Origin of the sequence: Pseudomonas caricapapayae, from assembly GCF_001400735.1 — a bacterium.
Taxonomy (GTDB): domain Bacteria; phylum Pseudomonadota; class Gammaproteobacteria; order Pseudomonadales; family Pseudomonadaceae; genus Aquipseudomonas; species Aquipseudomonas caricapapayae.
In genome coordinates this window covers 21,383-36,249 of sequence record NZ_LJPW01000173.1, presented here as the reverse complement: position 1 = coordinate 36,249, position 14,867 = coordinate 21,383, and the positions used below count along the sequence as shown (strand labels likewise).

Annotated in this window: 12 protein-coding genes and 1 pseudogene; 12 read left to right on the top strand and 1 reads right to left on the bottom strand. The window is 60.8% G+C overall.

Going from position 1 to position 14,867, the window contains the following annotated elements; translation table 11 throughout:
- The first annotated feature begins 15 nt into the window (after positions 1-15).
- Genes ALO80_RS26305 through ALO80_RS26265 form a run of 9 tightly spaced genes read left to right on the top strand, consistent with a single transcriptional unit; the run spans position 16 to position 11,276 of the window.
- A complete protein-coding gene (locus ALO80_RS26305) occupies positions 16-795 on the top strand; it encodes a polysaccharide biosynthesis/export family protein (RefSeq protein WP_054985274.1) in 780 nt (259 codons plus the stop codon).
- A 17-nt stretch (positions 796-812) separates the two neighbouring features.
- Entirely contained in the window at positions 813-2,804 is a 1,992-nt protein-coding gene (locus ALO80_RS26300; protein WP_055011097.1) for a GumC family protein, read from the top strand.
- The gene (locus tag ALO80_RS26295; protein ID WP_055011096.1) at positions 2,804-3,982 is read left to right on the top strand and encodes a glycosyltransferase; all 1,179 of its coding nucleotides are present in this window, start codon (positions 2,804-2,806) and stop codon (positions 3,980-3,982) included. The genes ALO80_RS26300 and ALO80_RS26295 overlap by 1 nt, the downstream gene beginning before the upstream one ends.
- Position 3,983: 1 nt before the next feature.
- The gene (locus ALO80_RS26290) at positions 3,984-5,297 is read left to right on the top strand and encodes a cellulase family glycosylhydrolase (RefSeq protein WP_055011095.1); all 1,314 of its coding nucleotides are present in this window, start codon (positions 3,984-3,986) and stop codon (positions 5,295-5,297) included.
- Positions 5,298-5,300: 3 nt separating this feature from the next.
- Complete coding sequence (locus ALO80_RS26285; protein ID WP_055011094.1) at positions 5,301-6,518, top strand: glycosyltransferase family 4 protein; 1,218 nt, start codon at positions 5,301-5,303, stop codon at positions 6,516-6,518.
- On the top strand, positions 6,509-7,609 hold the full coding sequence (locus ALO80_RS26280; RefSeq protein WP_055011093.1) for a glycosyltransferase family 4 protein: 1,101 nt from the start codon (positions 6,509-6,511) through the stop codon (positions 7,607-7,609). The genes ALO80_RS26285 and ALO80_RS26280 overlap by 10 nt, the downstream gene beginning before the upstream one ends.
- A complete protein-coding gene (locus tag ALO80_RS26275; RefSeq protein WP_055011092.1) occupies positions 7,609-9,024 on the top strand; it encodes an O-antigen ligase family protein in 1,416 nt (471 codons plus the stop codon). Before ALO80_RS26280 ends, ALO80_RS26275 begins: the two co-directional genes overlap by 1 nt.
- Positions 9,021-9,842, top strand: a complete 822-nt coding sequence (locus ALO80_RS26270) for an acyltransferase (RefSeq protein ID WP_055011091.1) — start codon at positions 9,021-9,023, stop codon at positions 9,840-9,842. The genes ALO80_RS26275 and ALO80_RS26270 overlap by 4 nt, the downstream gene beginning before the upstream one ends.
- Positions 9,843-9,857: 15 nt before the next feature.
- Positions 9,858-11,276, top strand: coding sequence for a lipid II flippase MurJ (locus ALO80_RS26265; RefSeq protein ID WP_055011090.1), 1,419 nt, complete (start codon positions 9,858-9,860; stop codon positions 11,274-11,276).
- On the opposite strand, the gene ALO80_RS26260 is transcribed toward ALO80_RS26265, so the two are convergent.
- Positions 11,210-12,163, bottom strand: a complete 954-nt coding sequence (locus ALO80_RS26260) for a LysR family transcriptional regulator (RefSeq protein WP_055011089.1) — start codon at positions 12,161-12,163, stop codon at positions 11,210-11,212. The genes ALO80_RS26265 and ALO80_RS26260 overlap by 67 nt on opposite strands.
- A 130-nt stretch (positions 12,164-12,293) precedes the next feature.
- Between ALO80_RS26260 and ALO80_RS26255 the strand changes: the two genes are divergently transcribed.
- From ALO80_RS26255 to ALO80_RS26245, 3 genes and pseudogenes are all read left to right on the top strand, one after another.
- A complete protein-coding gene (locus ALO80_RS26255) occupies positions 12,294-13,454 on the top strand; it encodes a TDT family transporter (protein ID WP_055011088.1) in 1,161 nt (386 codons plus the stop codon).
- 65 nt (positions 13,455-13,519) lie between these two features.
- Positions 13,520-14,436 (top strand): annotated as a pseudogene (locus tag ALO80_RS26250) (hypothetical protein).
- A gap of 83 nt (positions 14,437-14,519) precedes the next feature.
- Positions 14,520-14,852, top strand: coding sequence for a DUF7693 family protein (locus ALO80_RS26245; RefSeq protein WP_055011087.1), 333 nt, complete (start codon positions 14,520-14,522; stop codon positions 14,850-14,852).
- Positions 14,853-14,867 lie beyond the last annotated feature (15 nt).

Here is a 14,867-nt window from a genome sequence, read left to right as displayed (position 1 = left end):
AGGAGTTCAGGACCAATGAAAAGCATGATGCTGATCGCAAGCTTATTGCTGTTGAGTGCATGCAATACCCCTTCCAGGGTCGGCTTGCCGGATGACCGTGCGCAGATTGAGGCCGGTCAGGCGGCGGGCCGCGCACTGGCGGGCAAACCGCTGCCGCCGGAAAGAATACGCCCTGGCGATACCCTTCGAATCGTTCGCAACAGTGGCGAGGCACCCTCGATTTCGGCGTTTACGGCCAACTCGATCTACGAGCTGACCCTGTTTCAGGTGCTCAATGACGGCACCTTTTCCTACCCTTACATCGGCACCGTCAAGGCCGCCGGGCTGACACTCCAGCAGTTGAATGACCTGCTGGAAAACAAGCTGCAGAATGTTTACCGCGAAACTGCACTGACCATTAACATTTCTCAGTCACCGGGCAATACCGTGTTTGTCGGCGGTGCCGTGCGCAACTCGGTCACCCTGCCGGTGAACGTTGCCACCAATCTTGATCAGGCGATTGTCGGCGCGGGCGGCGTGGCGCTCGATGCGGACGCGGGCCTGGTCGCGCTTCTGCGCCAGGAGGAAAACGGGCTCTACAAGACCTACTTCTTCGACTACAGCAAGTTTCTCTGGGCAGGCGGCGCAGGTGGCCCTACAGCGCCGGTGCTGCTGAAACGCGGCGATATCGTGTTCGTTCCCAAATCATCGGTCGGCAACAAGGTTGACGGCGTGTCCCTGTACTTCAACCAGCTGATCCCCTTCGCGAAGTCGATCGGACTGGGCCTGAACTACGAGCTGCGCAACAACAATTAATTGTCAGGGAAACAGACATGATCAACATCCGCTCATTCCGCGACCTGCTGCGCCTGCTGTTCATTTTCAAGCGCGAAGTCAGGATCACCGTGCTGGCGACCTTCGTCATCATTCTTCTCGGCGCGTTTCTGCTCCCCAACCGCTATGAGTCCACTGCGCTACTGCTGGTCAAACCCGGTCGCGACAGCAGCACTGTGCCTATCGAGCTGTCCGACCGTCAGGCTATCGTGATACCGAGCGGCCTGCGTGACCCGCTTCTCGACGAGGAGCGCATGCTCAGCGGGCGACCGATCATGCGTGCAGTGTCCGAGAAATACTTGGCCGAACTGTCTATGGTGCCACCCGAAACCGGCGTTCTGGCGTCGGTGAAAAACGGTCTCAAGGCAGTCGTGGGGGCGGTGGTCAACGGCGTACGCAACGTGCTGCAGTTTATCGGCCTGGTGGAGCACCGCTCGCAGGCAGAACGTCTTGCCGAGGATCTGGAGAAAAACTTCAAGGTCAGCCATGAACCCGGCTCGTCGGTGATGGAGCTGAGATTTACCTGGAACGACCCGGAAGTCGCTCAGACCGTGCTCAAGACCTGGATCACCGAGTATCAGGCGCAACGCACCAAGACGCTGGGCCGGGTCAGCCTGTACGCCTTCTACGAAGGTGAAGTGAAGACGACCGGTGCGAACATCATCGAGTACAAGAAGCAGATCCAGAATTACCTGAACCAGTTGAGCGCAGTGAGTATTGCCCAGCGTCTGGCGGATACCTCGCAGGGGCTGAACGACCTGCGTACCGAGCGCAACAATACAACCCGCTCCATTGCGTCTACCAAGGCAGGTCTGGACCTGCTGAAGAAACAACTGGCAGAGCAGCCCAAGACCGTCTCGGCAGGTCGCGAACTGGCCCTCAACCCCAATCGCCAGGATTTGCAGAACCGTATCAATGGCAAAGAAGTGGAGCGTCAGGAAATGCTTCGCTCGTTCAAGGAAGAGGCACCGCCGATTCGTGCGATCAACGAGGAAGTCAATAACCTCAAGAAGCTGCTCAAGGAACAGGAAGCTACCGTACAGCGTTCCGAAAGCATCACGCCCAACCCTATCTACAACCGCATGCAGAACGTGTATGCCGACCAGCAGACCAGCTATGCGCGCTTGCAGACCCAGCTTGTTCAGCAGAACGCGCAGATAGCCCAGCTGGAAAGCGATCGTCAGCAGGCATTGAATCTGGAGCCGGAGCTTTCACGGCTGCAGAACGAGCTGGATGCGGCCGAGAAAAGCTATGCCCTGTACAAGGACAGCCTGGAAAAATCGCGTATCGACCGTGAACTGGACAATAGCCAGATCAGCAATATCGCGACCATCGAGGACGCGACCTTCAACCCCAGCAGGGTATTTCCGAAAAGCCTGCTGATGCTGCTCCTGGCCTTCCCGCTGAGCATGGTGGTAGGCGCCGTGGCCCTGTACTTCTTCTACCTGCTCGACCAGCGTATTCATGATGGCGACAAAATCGAGAGCAGCTTCCGCGTCCCGGTCTGGACCAGCCTGCCCGATCTGGAACGTGCTCAGGAACGCAGCGGTGCCTTCACCTCCAATCTGCACCGGGTGTACGGCATTCTGCCGCTCGATCAGGTGGACGAGCGCGGCCTGACCATCGGCTTCACCTCGGTCAAATCCGGCGCAGGCGTATCGTTCGTGATCGAGCGGCTGAGCATGCTGCTGACCGAACAGGGCCATCGGGTCCGCACCGAAGGCCGCGGCCCGGCCAGTCCCGGTGAAATTGTGTTGATCAACGCTTCGGCGCTTTCCGCCAATCAGGATGCCTTTGTGCTGTTGCGCAAGGCTGACCTGATCGTGCTGGTGGTACGCGCCGAAGACACTACCGTACCCATGCTTGAAGACACGCTGAACAACCTGAATACCGCGTTCAAGAAAGTCGACGGGATCATCATCAACCGCCGGCGCTTCGAGGTACCCGAGCAGGTGCTGAGCTTCCTCAAGCGGATCGGGAGCCGAGGCTGATGCACATCGCACTGCTTGCGCCGCTGCCACCCGAGCAAAACGGCATCGCCGATTACGCCGGGCACCTGCGGCACGCGCTCGAAGAACTGGGCCTGCAAGTCAGCACACCGTTGCAGGGTGTCGGCAACGATCCACGCGCCGCAGAGCTGCGCGTGGCCGAAACGGACTGGAGCAAAATCGATCTGGTCCACGCGGAGCTGGGCGGCGGGAGGCTCGCAGAGTTCCAGGCCCTGCGCGCCCTGCGTCGACGTTTCCCGACGTTGCCATTGACCGCGACGGTGCACGATCCCGAGCGGCTGGTCTGGCGGCGCGAGAAGCTGCCCTGGCCCTTGTCGATAGTCGGTAGCATGCGTTCGCCCCTGCCGGAAATGGCCACGGTACTGGCCGACCCGCTGTGCCTGCATGAAGAACGGCAACTGGCGCGACATATGACCCGACTGGTAACGCTGACCCAGGCAGGCAGCCAGAGCCTGCGTCAGCGCATGGGGCTGAAAAGTGCACAGATGGCAGTGATCAGCCACGGCAACGTCGCCATCGCCCCGGTTCCCCTGCCACCCTTGCAACCCTTGCGTCTGTTGTATTTCGGCTTTATTTATCGCGGCAAGGGCATCGAGGACCTGCTTGATGCGCTGGCCAGTGTATTCACCGCACAGCCTGCGCTGCGGTCAACCGTGCGCCTGACCCTGGCAGGTGGCAGCGAGCCGGAAATGGCTTTTGGACCGTCCGGCAGCTACCTGGAACAGCTGCGACTGCGTATCCGACAGCTGGGCCTGGTCGATCTGATCGACTGGCAACTGGACCTGCCAGCAGAGCAGATACCGCAGGTTATTCAGGCCCATCACGTGATGATCCTGCCCTATCGCGAATCGAGCAAACTGAAGATCCTCGGCAAGCTGCGTGGCACCAGCGGGGCGCTGTCGTGGGCAGTGGCGTGTGGCAGAGGCGTGATTACCTCGGATGCGCGCTCGTTTGCCGAGGAAGTCTCGCATGGCAACGGCATTATCTACCCGCAAGGCGACGTGGAAGGACTGGCCAGGGCGCTGGCACGTGTCTGCGCAAACCCGGACCTGGTCACGCAATGGGCCGAAAACGCCTCGCAGATGGGCAAGGCCAGAGTCTGGAGCCACACCGCAGAACATTTTCGGGATGTATTTCGCCAGGCCTGCGAGGAGAAGTGATATGCAACGTCCGTCCAGATTCCGGCAACTCGTCGCCACTGTACTGCTCAGCGCGGCAATAAGTGGCACCACCCAGGCGGCAACGGTCCTCAAGGCACCTCGCGAGGTGGTCTGGGCGGATTTTCTGGGCGTCAACGTGCAGTTTCAATATTTTGCGCCTGACATCTACCAGCAACAGATGAGCCGCCTGGACGAACTAGGTCTGAACTGGGTGCGCCTGACCATTCACTGGCCAGTGATCGAGCCGCAAAAGGATCGTTACGCGCTGACCGAACTGGATGCCGCGATGGCAGCGATCAAGGCACACAACTACAACACGGTCGCGTATCTGGTGGGCTCGGCGCCCTTCGCCAGCAGCGCGCCAGCCGATGCCAAGAGCCGTGATCAGTATCCGCCGAAGGATTTCAACGTGTTTGCGGCACGCATGACCGCCCTCGCCCAGCGCTATCCACAGGTGAACAACTGGCAGGTCTGGAACGAGCCGAACATTGTCTGGCTGCCCAAGGAGGACCCGGCCGCCTACGGGCGCCTGCTGACCACCACGGCCGACGCAATTCGCGCAGCCCTGCCGGACAAGACCATCGTCACCGCCGGCATGGCCTATTACAGTCAGATGCACAGCACCTCTGGCTACATGTTGCAGAGCCTGCTCGATAATGGCCTGGGGCAGCAGAATATCGTTGCGGCATATCATCCGTATTCCGAATACCCGGAAGGCGACTCGGTACCGGACCGCGATTTTCTGGTGCGCGCCGGTGCCATGAATCAGTTACTGCACAGCAATGGCGTCAAGCAGGTGTGGGCCACCGAATGGGGCTGGTCAAGTTATGATGGCCCCGTGGAAATGCAACGGCTGATCGGCACTTCCGGCCAGTCCGATTACACCCTGCGACGGCTGGCGCTGATGAGTGCGATGGATTTCCAGCGCATCTTCCTGTTCAACCTCAGTGATCTGGACGAGCGCGCCTCGGCTCGCGATCAGGGCTACGGCCTGCTTGACCTGCAAGCCAGCCCGAAACCGGTCTATACCGCGCTGAAGAATTTTCTGAACGTCACCGGGCCGCGCCTGCAACCCGCCGAACCGCCCGCAGTGAGCCGTGTACCGGACGATCTGTACGCAGTGCCGTGGACCCGTGACGATGGCGCTCATCTGCTGATGTTCTGGAGCGCGACCGGCACCTCGCTGAATTTCCCGAACATCACCGAAGCGGTCGTGCATGACCCATTGACCGGCAGCCGGACTCCACTGTCGGGCAGCCAGGGCGTCACCCTGCTGCTGAAGCCGACTCTGCAAATTCTGGAATGGAAGCCCTGAGCCATGCGAATTTTATGGACGCTCCCTTACTTGCCCTGGCCAACCACCAGCGGCGGCAAAACCCGGGAATACCATTTGCTGCGCAACCTGGCAGCGCGCGGCCATCGCATCACCTTGCTGGTCCAGTCCAAGATCGCGCTGGACGACAGCGCCCGTGCGGCACTGGAGCCCTGGCTGGAACGCTTGATCGTGATCGATCGCCGCCCGTTGCTCAGCCCGCGCACACTGCTGGCCGTGGCTTTTGCGCCAGCACCGATGCTGGCCAGCGTCAACGGTTACGCACCAAAGCTGGAGAAGGTCTTTGAACAGTTACTTGAACAGGACTGGGACATTATTCAGTTGCAGCACACCTACTTCTTTCAGCCGTTCGAACGAGCACTCAAACGCTCGGGCAAACCGTTCGTGCTGACCGAGCACAATGTCGAATCGGATCTGGGTGCCGCCAGTTACGACCGCTTGCCACGCTGGGCCAATGCTTTCGCCGTCTACGACCGCTGGCGCTATCGCCGCTGGGAAACCCGCGTGTTCCGCCAGACCAGCGAATTGATCGCGGTCACCGAAGACGACGCCAAGGTACTTTCGCGCCTGAGTGGCAGGGCCACCTCCTATGTCGTCAACAGTGTCGACTGCGCGTACTACGCCAGCGTTCATGCAGACCGTAACAGCCATCGGCTACTGTTCATCGGCAACTACGAATACGGCCCCAATATCGATGCCGTCGAGTGGGCGCTGGACGAGATCATGCCACTGGTATGGGCTCAGGCCCCCCATGTGCGCTTCGCCATTGGTGGCTTCGGTCTGCCTGAGGCCTGGCGTGAGCGTTGGCCTGACCCGCGTATCGAATGGCTGGGTTTCGTACCCGACCTGCGCGTGTTGCAGGCCAGTGCCTCTATGTTCTTTGCGCCACTGCGTCAGGGCGGGGGTTCCAAGCTCAAGACCCTGGAAGCCATGGCCGCCGGCCTGCCGGTGGTCACTACCGGGCAAGGCGTCTCCGGGCTGGCGGTCACCAATGGCGAACATTATCTGGGCAGCGAAGAGGCGTCAGGGCTGGCAACACTGATTGTCGAATACACCGACAAACCGCTCCGGCTCGACCAGATCGGCGAGGCCGGCCGCGTTTATGTTCGCTCCCGCCACGACTGGTCCGTTTCGGCCGCCCAACTGGAAGTGATCTACACCCGTTTTTCGCACCCCAAGCAAGGATCGCGCTCATGCGTATAGGACTCGACTACCGCGCGGCAGCCGGTTATCCCACCAGCGGCATCGGTCGCCAGAACCTCGCCCTGGAACAGGCGTTTCGTGAACATCCGGATGTGCAACTGCAGCTGTTCGGTGTGGCCCCCTACGATCATCCGGTACGCCGCTTAATGCATACCCCGCGCTGGGCGACACCGCTGGATTCGGTACATCGCCTGCCGGACCGTTTGCGCTTCGAAGGCTCGTTCCTGCCCGAGGCGCTGCGCGATGCAGGTGTGCAGATCTACTTCGCCAATATCAACATGGGCCTGCCACTGGGGCGCAAGCCGGCTGACATGCGCTATGTATTACAGTTGCACGATCTGTTTCAGATCACTCAGCACAACAGCCACGGTTCGCGGCTGAAGGCCAGGATCTACCGGCTGACCGATTACCTGTCGATTGCCTGGTCACTGAGAGTGGCCGACCAGGTCTGGGTGCCTTCGCAATTCACCGCCAACGAAGTCGCGCGCCTGTTCCCCAAAGCCAAGGGCAAGCTGCGCGTAGTGCCGCTGCTGATAGAAGGCTTCAAGGGCGAGCCCGCCGATATCAGTGCGCTGCGGCTGCCCCTGCGTTACTGGCTGTGCGTGGGCACGCGCGAACCGCGCAAGAACATCAAGTGGTTCGTCGACGCCTGGCAAACCGCACGCATGCAGTTCGTCGATACCCCGGAGCTGGTGCTGGTCGGCGGCGATGACCCGCTGACCGAAGCGCAGCGTCAGTTACCGGGGCTGCACGTCCTGAGCGGTCTGAGCGATGCTGAACTGCACGCGGTGTACAAAAATGCCGATCGGCTCTGGCAACCGTCCAGAAGCGAAGGTTTCGGGCTGCCGGTCATCGAAGCCTTGAGTACCGGCACACCGGTTGCTGTGGCCACAGGCTCTTCGCTGGACGAAATCGCCCCGCCCGACAGCCCACGCTTTTCGCCTGTCGACAGCGGCAACCTCATCAGGCTGATGGGTACTTTGTCGCATGCGCCTGAAGACGACCCTGCAATTGCCAGACAATGGACCGAGCGCTACCAGTTGAAAGCCTTTTGCGAACGCGTGCACGCGACGCTGGAGGAATTACGCTGATGCCACTGGCCTTGCCCCTGGGGCTGATGTTCAGCCTGATATTCGGCGTGATGATCTGCATGCTGCCTGCACCGTTCGTCGTGGCGGCAGCAATCGGTCTGGCGGCGGCTGCGACGATCATTCGTCGTCCGCTACGCGGGCTTCTGCTGTTTTGCCTGATCGGGACCTTCCTGCCCTACTCTACGATTCAGATCGGCGTTCGTACCACGGTTTCCGAAGCATTGATCATGTTGACCTGGGCCAGCTACCTGCTGCACGCAGTCTTTCAGGAACGCAACACGGTGCCCAAAATGCTGCGCACCGAAAAACTGCTGGTGGCATTGATGCTGTTCAGTGCGTTCCCGTTTCTGGTCGGTCAGTTGACCGTCGTCGCAGAGGGCAACGGCCCGATCAACTGGGTCCGCTGGCTGTTCAACCTGTCGATCCTGTTTCTGGTACCGCGCCTGCTGAGGGACCCCAAGACTCTGGAAAGCGCAGTCATGGCGCTGCTTGGCGGGACTCTGCTGCTGTTGCTGTTATCGATCACGGTCTATATAACCAAAGGCTCGGCAACTGCCATCATTCCGATTCTCGGCAGTCTGGGCTACAGCGGCGCGGACATCCTGAGCGAGAGCCTGCTGTCGCTCGCCAGCCGCATGGGCTCGCCGTGGATGCACCCCAACGTGGCAGGCGGTGCCTTGGCGATGCTGCTGCCGCTGGCGTTCTGCTTCGGCATGACGCGCACAGGTTCGGCTCGCAGGCTGGGCCTGGCGGTAGCGGTACTGGGCGCCATCGGCCTGTTGCTGACCGGCTCACGCGGGGCACTATTGAGTCTGATCGCCGTGATGCTGCTGATGGCCCGGCGACGCATTCCACATCTGGGACGGCTGCTGATGGGCGGGATGGTGGCCGGCATTTTCCTGCTGATGTTCTACCCGCCGCTGCAGGACAGGCTGATGGGGCTGTTTACCAGTGACGACGTCAGTACCGCGATCCGCTTCCTCGAATACAGCAATTTTCCCGACGCGGTGGCCACCTTCCCTTTCGGCATCGGCTTCAAGACCGACCCGCCAGTACTGGGTTATACGAAATTCGGCATTTCCAATCTGTGGCTGAATTTCATCTACAAGATCGGCCTGCCGGGCATGCTGCTGTTCATAGCCATTACCGTCAGTTGGTGGAAGGAAGTTCGCCCAGGCAGCGACCGGGTCGTACTGACTCCGGAGAACGCGATTGCGCTTGGCTGCACCACGGGCGTGCTGGCTGCGTTGCTCAGCGGCCTGTTTGACCACTACTTCAGTTTCACCAGCGTGCTGGTTGCCTTGTTCTGGCTATTTGTCGGCATCAGCCTGCATGAAACCACACGCCTGCGCGGCAAAACCGCAACCCCTCTTAAACACCCTGACGCCTCACCCGAGCCGGGAGCCTCCTCATGAAACACCGCATGATGCATTCTCATAATCTCAGAGAGGCACTGCCCGACTATGCGCGCAAGATGGCGGTACCGCTCGAAGAGCTGGAAGCCGCCTACCAGTGGATGCTGGATAACGAAGTGTGCTTCGAAACGCGAATCAAAGAACGCACCCTGTCGTTCATTTGCTACCTCGACATCGAGCCTCGCATCGAGCACCCGCTGGCACGGCGCTTCTATAAGCTGCTGGCCAATGAGACCAAGGGTGCCCTCATTCCACTGTACGGAATCAACTGGCCAACCCTGCGCGACCGCATGCTGCGAACCTGGGAGCAGGCTTACAACATTCTGATCTGCAAGATTCCCAGCCATACCCTGCGCCTGTTGTGGTTGCGCATCGGCGGAGCAAAGATCGGCAAGGGCTCGACCGTCTGGCGCAATACCGAGGTGCTCGGTGTCGACAGTCTGCGCATCGGCAACGACACCACCGTGGGATGGCATTGTCAGCTGGATGCACGGGGTGGGCTGGTGATTGGCGATCACGTCACCATCGCTTCACATGTGCTGATCATCGCGGGTGGACATGACCTCAACGAGCCGGAGTTCTGGGCAGTGGGCGGACCGGTATTCATCGCCGACTACGCATGGATCTGCAGCCGTGCGCTGCTCTCGTTCGGTGCAGACATCGGCGAAGGTGCGGTAGTGGGCGGCAATAGTGTGGTCTCCAAACCGGTTCCTCCATACGCCATCGTCAGTGGGCCGAATGCCGAAATCAAAGGCGAGCGCGCTCGAAACCTCAACTACAAGGTGGGCGGCAAAGGCCTGTTCACCTTGTTTCACTGATCAGCGCCGCACGCGATGCTGGGTTCGACACTCTGGCTGACACTGGCCACCCTCACCGGCCTGGCAGCCGGTTTCGCCCGTGAATGGCTACTGGTGGCAGCGTGGGGAGCCGGGGGGCAGAGCGATGCATTTCTGGTCTCGATGTTCCTGCCCGAGGCGTTGCGCATGTCGCTCGCCGCAGGCTTGCTCAGCGCTGCCGCATTGCCTCTTTATCAACAGCGCTCCGCAGACCGGCAACAACGCTGGCTGGGCGGTATGGCACCGCGCCTGTTATTGACCGGCGTGGTATTGAGCGCAGTGCTGGCGATCGGTGCCGGGGGGCTGGTGCGCCTTATCGGTCCGGGGCTGGACGCCGACGGTTATGCGCAGGCGGCCGGCGGCCTGCGCTGGCTGGCATGGTGCGCGCCGGGCTTCATGCTGCATGCGCTGTTTTGCATACCGTTGCAAGCCCGGTCGCGCTTCGTGCTGGCCGGGCTTGGCTCGCTGCTTTTCAATCTGCCGCCGGTCATCTACCTCGCCACATTCAGCCACGCCTCGACGTCAGACGGGCTGGCCGGTGCCTGCGTGCTGGGCAGCGTGCTGATGCCGGGCGTACTGGTGCCTGCGCTGTATCGCTCGGGCTGGCGACCCTGGCAGTGGCGGTCGGAAGCTGGCGCAATGGGTGAACTGCTGCAACGTATCGGCCCGCTGCTGAGCAGCAACCTGGCCAGCCAAGGGCTTGCCCTGCTTGAGCGAATGGTGGCTTCGTTGCTGGGTGAAGGCGCGGTGACCTGGGTCAACCTGGCGCGCAAACTGATCAACCTGCCGCTGATTGCACTGATGAGCCTGAACCAGGTACTGCTCGGGCTGATGAGCGGCAGCGCCGGCGATCAGCGCCTGTCGCTGCTCCGACGCGGGCTGGGCAGCGCCACCTTGCTGACCCTGCCGGCGGTGGCCGGGTTGATCGGTGCAGCTGGCGCGCTGGTGACACTGTTGCTGCCCAGCCAGAGCCATGAGGGTCCGCTGCCGGGGCTGCTGGCCTGGTTTGCCGTACCGCTGATGTTCGGTGCCTGGAATGCCCTGCTGGCGCGCTATGCCTATGCGGCTGGCGACACACGCCTGCCGCTCAACTGCGAGTTGATCGGCAGCCTGTGCAACGCGCTGCTGCTGCTGGCGGCGTTGCCCTTTGCCTTGGGCCTCACCGGGATCGCCATCGCCGCGTTGGGTGGCGCGCTGGTTACAGGCCTGCTGCTGATGCGTCGCCAGTCGTTGCTGGACGCTTTGCCTTGGCGCAGTCATTGGCTGCTGGCCAGCCTGCTGATGATCTTCGCCGCCCTGTTGCTGCATCCACTGCATGACATCTGGCTGCAACTGGGCCTGAGCTGTCTTTATGGCGCGTCATTGCTGGTCGGACTGGCGTTGTGGCTCAAACCGTGGCGCAGCGTGAACGCTTGATCGGCAGCTTCTCGGCAGGCCTCCCTGAAGCGCTCCAGGCTCGGTGAAATGAACTTGTCGCGGTGCCTGATCATGAAAAACCGGCGATTCAGCGCAGGCAGCGGACTGGCGAGTGTGCGCAGTTGCCCGCTTGCCAGCAGGTCGGCGACGACCCGACGGGACAGGCAACTGATGCCGATGCCTTGAGCAAGGGTGCGCTTTATCGCTTCCGAGCTGCCGACCTGGCGCATGTCCTGCAGATCGTGCAAATGCCTGAGCAAAAGGTGTTCGATCTCTTCCCGAGTGCCCGAGCCCGGTTCACGCAACAGCCATTCCGCGCTCTGCAGTTCTTCCAGCGAAACGTGGTTCTGCCGGGCCAGCGGATGACCACAGCCGGCAACGATGACCATTTCGTCGACCAGCCACGGCTCGGCAATCAGCTCGGGCAGATGACACGGAGCCTCGATCAGGCCCATATCGATTTCAAACTGCGCAACCTTTCGGGCGATCAGCGCGCTGTTGCCGATGTCCACATCGACCCGCAGCAGAGGCGTCGACCTGCGCAAAGTGCCGACGATCTGTGGCACTGCGTAATTGCCGATGGTGCTGCTACTGCCGATGCGCAGACGAGCATTCAAGGCCGCACCGGGCAATAGAAAGCTGTCTTCGATTTGCTGGGCGCTTTCCAGCAGCTTCATGGCACGGGGCATCAGGGTCTGACCGTTATCGTTGAGGGCCAGCCGCTTGCCCACCCGATCAAACAGCCGTGTGCCCAGCGCGCCTTCCAGCTCGTTCAATGCTGCACTGGTGGCTGACTGGGACAACGACAACGCTTGGCCAGCGCTGGTCGTGCTGCCAGAACGGGCAATTGCGCAAAAAATCTGTAATTGACGCAGGTTAAGTCTCAAGGGCGAACTCCGTTGCCGGAAATATCTACCTGAAAATCAGGTAACAAGAAGATAGATTACCCGTTTAGAAGATTTACCGTGGCTTCGTAGACTGACGGCCTGTTCCGCAACCATCAACAGGAGACCTGTCATGAACAGGTTCGTCGTTCTCATCCAGGACCACACGCCCCTTACAGCGCTGGCAAGCCCGCGTGAGGCGATCCGGCAATTCACCCCCAACTGGTTCGCAGTGACCATGGGCACCGGCGTTCTGTCGCTGGCGCTGGCGCAACTGCCAGGGAACATGGCAGCAGTGCGCGAAGCGGGTGAAGCGTTGTGGTTCCTGAACATCGGCCTGTTCATGCTTTTCAGCGTAATGTACGCCTGCCGCTGGCTGCTGTTTTTCGACGAGGCGCGTCAGGTGTTCGGCCATTCCACCGTATCAATGTTCTTCGGCACCATTCCCATGGGACTGGCGACGATCATCAGCGGCCTGCTGGTGTACGGACCTGCGCGCTGGGGCACCGCCATCGTTCCACTCGCAGAAGCGTTGTGGTGGCTGGACGTGGCGATGGCAATGGTGTGTGGCGTGCTGATCCCGTTCATGATGTTCACCCGTCAGGACCACAGCATCGAAAAGATGACCGCTGTCTGGCTGTTGCCCGTGGTGGCGGCAGAAGTTGCAGCAGCCTGCGGCGGGTTGCTCACGCCGCATCTTGCCGCCGCAGACTCGCAGTTCGCTGTGCTGGTCACCAGCTACGTGTTGTGGGCCTACTCGGTGCCGGTGGCATTGAGCATTCTGGTGATTCTGTTGCTGCGCCTGGCATTGCACAAACTGCCTCATGAAAGCATGGCGGCCTCGAGCTGGCTTGCACTCGGTCCCATCGGCACCGGTGCACTGGGCATGCTGGTGATGGGCAGCGAAGCCCCGGCCATCTTTGCCGCTCACGGTCTGGCGTCGGTCGGCACGGTGGCGGCGGGCATCGGCGTGGTGGTCGGTACGTTGTTCTGGGGTCTGGGTTTGTGGTGGATGGCGCTGGCCGTATTGATCACGGCGCGCTACTTCAAGCAGGGCATGGAGTTCAATCTGGGCTGGTGGGCATTTACCTTTCCGCTCGGCGTGTATGCACTGGCGACGCTTAAACTCGGCGCTGCACTGCACCTGGGCTTTTTCGATGCCTTCGGCACAGGACTCGTCGCGCTGCTGACGCTGATGTGGTTGATGGTGTCGACACGTACGCTGGCAGGTGCCTACCGCGGGCATCTGTTCGTCTCGCCCTGTATCGCTTCGGCCAAATGTATCCGCCGGTAAATTTCCTTGAACTTACGCCGGGGACGAAGCGCCTGAGATAGACATCTTCAGAACAGAGAGCACTCATGCACACCTCAGGGTTTTCCGGTAACTACGGCGCTCGCGATGAGAACATCGTCATTAATTCCTACACCACAGTCCTGCGCAGGACGGGAGTTCCCCACGATGTGTTCGCCACCTACTGGCGTGATGTTCACGGCCCGCTGTGTGCAAGGCTTCAAGGCCTGGGCTGGTATGTTCAGCATCACCTGACGCGTGAAAAGGACGGTCATTTGTGGCCGGTGATCGAAGACATCAAGCCATTGCCTGACTACGTGCTGGATGGCGGCGTGGAGATCGGTTTTCTGTCTGCCGAGGATCAGAAGCAATTCAAGGACGCCAGCGCCTTGTTGTTCTCCGATGAACAGAACATGTTCGAAGAAACCATCGCCTATGACGTGCCGGATGGCTCCAGCACACTGGTGGATCGTCTGCCAGATCCGATCCCAACGAAACCGCCACACTGGACAAACTGCACCTGCATTTTCACCTCGCTGGCGATGACCTGCCAGCCGCCCGCACAGCCATTGAAAAGCTCGCCCGCGAAATGGCCGGTGCCGGTGCCGTGCTCAAACTGCGTTTGCACCTCGCACTGCCCTACGACAACGCCCAGCCCGCCCCGCCCGCGCCCGATGTCAATCACACGGTCGAGGAATCACGCCTGAACATTGTCATGATGGAGCTGGTATTCGAATCGGCCTGGGCCCGTCGGACCTATTACGCCAGCGAACAGTTCAAGGCCCTCACTCAAGGCATCAGCAGGCACGTTCGTTATATCACTCCGTTTGGTGTCAGCGGGGTCTATACCTACGTGCGTGACGCAATCATGACTACCGCAGGCATACGCGGCAGCAGACAGGCCGAGCTTATCCGTCAACTGGGCGCGATCAACCAGACCCGGCCCGAGATCGAAAGCCTGTTCGGTGCGGCACTGAAGCCCTGAACCACAGTGGGCGTGAGCGGTTATCTCACATGGCACGATTCGGAATTGTGCTTTACTCGGCAAAATGGAACTGCGGAAAGCCTATGAAAGCGCTGACGACTCGTGAGGTATACCAGCAACTGCGAGATGCTGCGATGGGCACCCGGATACTCAAGCGTATCGGCGCCCCCACTGCCTCAGGGCTGCAGCACGTCGAAATCGACAGCTGGCTGCTGACCCTGGAAATAACCGAAGGCAGCCCGACCCGCTGCCGTGCGTGCCGCTGCCCGCAAGGACGGGAAGGCTCATTCGAAAGCTGGTTGCGCACCGATCCGGTCAGCCTGCTCAGTGGCTGGGAGCATGCGCAGATCGAGCGTTTGCTGGGTGAGGCAGAAGCCAGCCAGATGCACAGTGACTATCCCGCACCGCAGGAATAGGCTCGCTCACCAAGA

What these genes read in the sequence shown, in the direction of transcription:
- ALO80_RS26265 (WP_055011090.1), top strand. Translation starts at nt 9,858, where the DNA reads ATGCTGGGTTCGACACTCTGGCTGACACTGGCCACCCTCACCGGCCTG.
- ALO80_RS26255 (WP_055011088.1), top strand. Translation starts at nt 12,294, where the DNA reads ATGAACAGGTTCGTCGTTCTCATCCAGGACCACACGCCCCTTACAGCG.
- ALO80_RS26280 (WP_055011093.1), top strand. Translation starts at nt 6,509, where the DNA reads ATGCGTATAGGACTCGACTACCGCGCGGCAGCCGGTTATCCCACCAGC.
- ALO80_RS26295 (WP_055011096.1), top strand. Translation starts at nt 2,804, where the DNA reads ATGCACATCGCACTGCTTGCGCCGCTGCCACCCGAGCAAAACGGCATC.
- ALO80_RS26270 (WP_055011091.1), top strand. Translation starts at nt 9,021, where the DNA reads ATGAAACACCGCATGATGCATTCTCATAATCTCAGAGAGGCACTGCCC.
- ALO80_RS26290 (WP_055011095.1), top strand. Translation starts at nt 3,984, where the DNA reads ATGCAACGTCCGTCCAGATTCCGGCAACTCGTCGCCACTGTACTGCTC.
- ALO80_RS26245 (WP_055011087.1), top strand. Translation starts at nt 14,520, where the DNA reads ATGAAAGCGCTGACGACTCGTGAGGTATACCAGCAACTGCGAGATGCT.
- ALO80_RS26300 (WP_055011097.1), top strand. Translation starts at nt 813, where the DNA reads ATGATCAACATCCGCTCATTCCGCGACCTGCTGCGCCTGCTGTTCATT.
- ALO80_RS26285 (WP_055011094.1), top strand. Translation starts at nt 5,301, where the DNA reads ATGCGAATTTTATGGACGCTCCCTTACTTGCCCTGGCCAACCACCAGC.
- ALO80_RS26305 (WP_054985274.1), top strand. Translation starts at nt 16, where the DNA reads ATGAAAAGCATGATGCTGATCGCAAGCTTATTGCTGTTGAGTGCATGC.
- ALO80_RS26275 (WP_055011092.1), top strand. Translation starts at nt 7,609, where the DNA reads ATGCCACTGGCCTTGCCCCTGGGGCTGATGTTCAGCCTGATATTCGGC.